Here is a 2,868-nt window from a genome sequence, read left to right on the forward strand (position 1 = left end):
TGTGTTGCTGACTATGGCACATTTTTCGGGCGTGCCCGCGCCGTGGCCGGGTGGCTGCAGGCGCAGGGCATCGGTCCTGGTGACCAGGTCGCGATTTTTATGAAGAACACGCCCGACTATCTCATTGTCTTTTACGGCATCTGGATTGCCGGGGCTGCGGTGGTGCCGGTTAACGCGAAACTGCACCTGCGCGAGGCGGAGTATATCATCGGCCATGCCGGCGCGCGCATTGTCTTTGCCTCACCCGGCCAGGACGAGGGGCTGACGGACGCCGCGGCAGCGGTGATCTCCGTGCCGGGCCCGGTGTTCGAAGAAGTCATCGCCCATGAACCGGCCAGAAATATCGTTTCCCGCGACCCGGGAGACCTTGCCTGGCTTTTTTACACATCAGGGACCACCGGCAGGCCTAAGGGCGTGATGATCACCTTTCGGATGCTGACGTCGATGAGCCTGTGTTATCCGCTGGATGCTGATCAGGTCCTGCCCGGGGACGCGACGCTTTATGCAGCACCGATGAGCCACGGGGCCGGCATTTACAACATGATGCATGTGCGCGCGGGCGCGCGTCATGTCTGTCCGTCATCGGGTGGGTTCGATCCTGCTGAAATCTTTGATCTGGCTGCGCATTTCGGATCGGTTCAGCTTTTTGCAGCCCCGACCATGGTGCAGCGGATGACCCGGGTGGCGCGTGCCACGGGGGCGTCGGGCGAGGGGCTCCGCACGGTCATTTACGCAGGCGGACCGATGTATAACGCCGATATCATCGACGCGGTCGACACCTTCGGGCCGGTTTTCGTGCAGATCTATGGCCAGGGCGAATGCCCGATGGGAATCACGGTGCTGAACCGGCATGACGTCGCAGACCGAAGCCATCCGAACTGGGCCCCGCGCCTGCAGTCTGTCGGGCGTGCCCAGTCAGCGGTGGAGGTGATGATCGGCGACAGCAACGGCGGGCCGGTGCCCGCGGGCACCCATGGCGAGATCATGGTGCGCGGCGATACCGTGATGCCCGGCTACCGCAACAATCCGGAGGCAAACGCGAAAACCCTGAAGGATGGCTGGCTGATGACCGGCGATATGGGGTTTCTTGATGCAGAGGGATACCTGACCCTGCAGGACCGCTCCAAAGACATGATTATCACCGGGGGCTCCAACGTCTATCCGCGCGAGGTGGAAGAGGTACTGCTGACCGACCCTGCGGTCGAGGAAGTCTCGGTTGTCGGGCAGGCGCATCCGGAGTGGGGCGAGGAGGTCGTGGCATTTGTGGTGGGAGACGTCGACGAGGCGCGGCTTGACCGGTTGTGTCTGGACAATATCGCCCGTTTCAAACGGCCCAAACGGTATATCCGCATCGATGAGCTGCCGAAGAACAACTATGGCAAGGTTCTGAAAACCACGCTGCGTGCGATGCTTGGGGAAAGCTGACCGGGTGAGCGCGCTTCCGGGCAGAAGAAGATTTGAGCCGTTGTATCCCACAGCGGCCTGCGGCGCAGAACAGACAACGAGGCAGTCTGCGCCCCGGACGCGGGTTGGGATCACGCGCGCATATTCGCCGCGATAAATCGGTTTGCGCGCGTCTGATCCGGCGCTGCGGCGGAGCACAACACGTGCTGCCTGTGCCGGTCGTCATTTGCGGAGTCTCCGGCGGTCTCGACAAAAGCCCCGTGACGGGCTGTTATGCGACCTGACCCCGGCGCCGGGCCGGATCATCCGCCGGGACCCACAGAAAATGGAGCAACGCATTCATGTCTGACATCGGATTTATCGGCACCGGGCATATTGCGGCTCCCATGGTGCGCTTTCTGGCGGAGCGGGGCCACAGCGTCTGCGTCTCCGACCGCAATGCTCAGACAGCACAGGAACTGAGCGCATCACACGGCGTTGCCGTCGCCGCCGGCCAGCAGGTTCTGGACCGCAGCGATGTTGTGTTTTTATGCCTGCGCCCCGGGGTGGCGCCCGACGTGCTGCAAGGGCTCACCTTTCGCGCGGATCAGCAGATCATCTCGGTCATGGCAGGTGTGTCGCTTGCAGCCCTGGCGCAGCACTGCGCCCCCGCAACCGGTTTCACGCTGACCATTCCGCTGGGATATCTTGAGCAGGGCGGCTGCCCCTTACCGGCCTGTCCCGATCCCGCTTTGCTCAGCCGGCTTTTTGCACCGGAGAACCCGGTGATCGGGGCGTCCGATGAGGCCGCTTTCGGCATGCATTTCGCAATCTGCGCCATGGTGCCCGGCATCCTTGATCTGATGAACACCGGCGCGGGCTGGCTGGCCTCACAGACCGGTGCCCGGGAAAGTGCTGTGCACTATACGCGTCAGCTTCTGGCAGGGTTTCTTTCGGCCCTGCCGCCAGGCGATGAGGACCAGCTTGTTCGGGAACGGGACGCACTTGCGACTGATGATACGCTGAGCCTGATGATGACCCGCGGATTGCGCGACGGCGGCGCACATAAGGCCCTTGAGAACGCCCTGTCGGCGATCGGTCAGCGGCTGGAGAGCGGGCCTTAAACGCCCGCCGCCCCGGACGGTGTCAGATCGCGAGGTATTCTTCGCGCAGTTCTTTGTTTTCCAGCACTTCCGCCGCGGTTCCGTCAAAGACGATCCCGCCGGTGTCGAGGATCACCGCACGGTCCGCCAGTTGCAGGGCACGCACGGCGTTCTGTTCCACAAGGATGGTCGTAATGCCCTGTTCCTTGATGATCCGGAGTGTCTTTTCGATCTCATCGACGATCACGGGCGCCAGACCTTCATAGGGCTCATCGAGCAGCAGCACCTTGATGTCACGGCAAAGCGCGCGGGCAATCGCCAGCATCTGTTGCTCACCACCTGAGAGCGTCACACCCTCCTGAGAACGGCGCTCGCGCAGGCG

Annotated in this window: 3 protein-coding genes; 2 read left to right on the forward strand and 1 reads right to left on the reverse strand. The window is 62.8% G+C overall.

Annotated features, from left to right (window positions below; genetic code table 11):
* Both Q0M35_RS18460 and Q0M35_RS18465 read left to right on the forward strand, forming a co-directional pair.
* The coding region (locus tag Q0M35_RS18460) for an AMP-binding protein (RefSeq protein WP_295317712.1) at positions 1 to 1,425 on the forward strand (1,425 nt) is incomplete at its 5' end.
* 320 nt (positions 1,426 to 1,745) lie between these two features.
* Positions 1,746 to 2,507: an NAD(P)-binding domain-containing protein gene (locus Q0M35_RS18465; RefSeq protein ID WP_295317713.1), complete on the forward strand. Its 762-nt coding sequence runs from the start codon at positions 1,746 to 1,748 to the stop codon at positions 2,505 to 2,507.
* A gap of 22 nt (positions 2,508 to 2,529) precedes the next feature.
* Here Q0M35_RS18465 and Q0M35_RS18470 read toward each other — a convergent pair.
* A partial coding sequence (locus Q0M35_RS18470) for an ATP-binding cassette domain-containing protein (RefSeq protein WP_295317714.1) occupies positions 2,530 to 2,868 on the reverse strand: 339 nt, incomplete at its 5' end.

Source organism: Roseobacter sp. (assembly GCF_024639605.1).
Lineage (GTDB): Bacteria > Pseudomonadota > Alphaproteobacteria > Rhodobacterales > Rhodobacteraceae > Roseobacter.

What these genes read in the sequence shown, in the direction of transcription:
- Q0M35_RS18465 (WP_295317713.1), top strand. Translation starts at nt 1,746, where the DNA reads ATGTCTGACATCGGATTTATCGGCACCGGGCATATTGCGGCTCCCATG.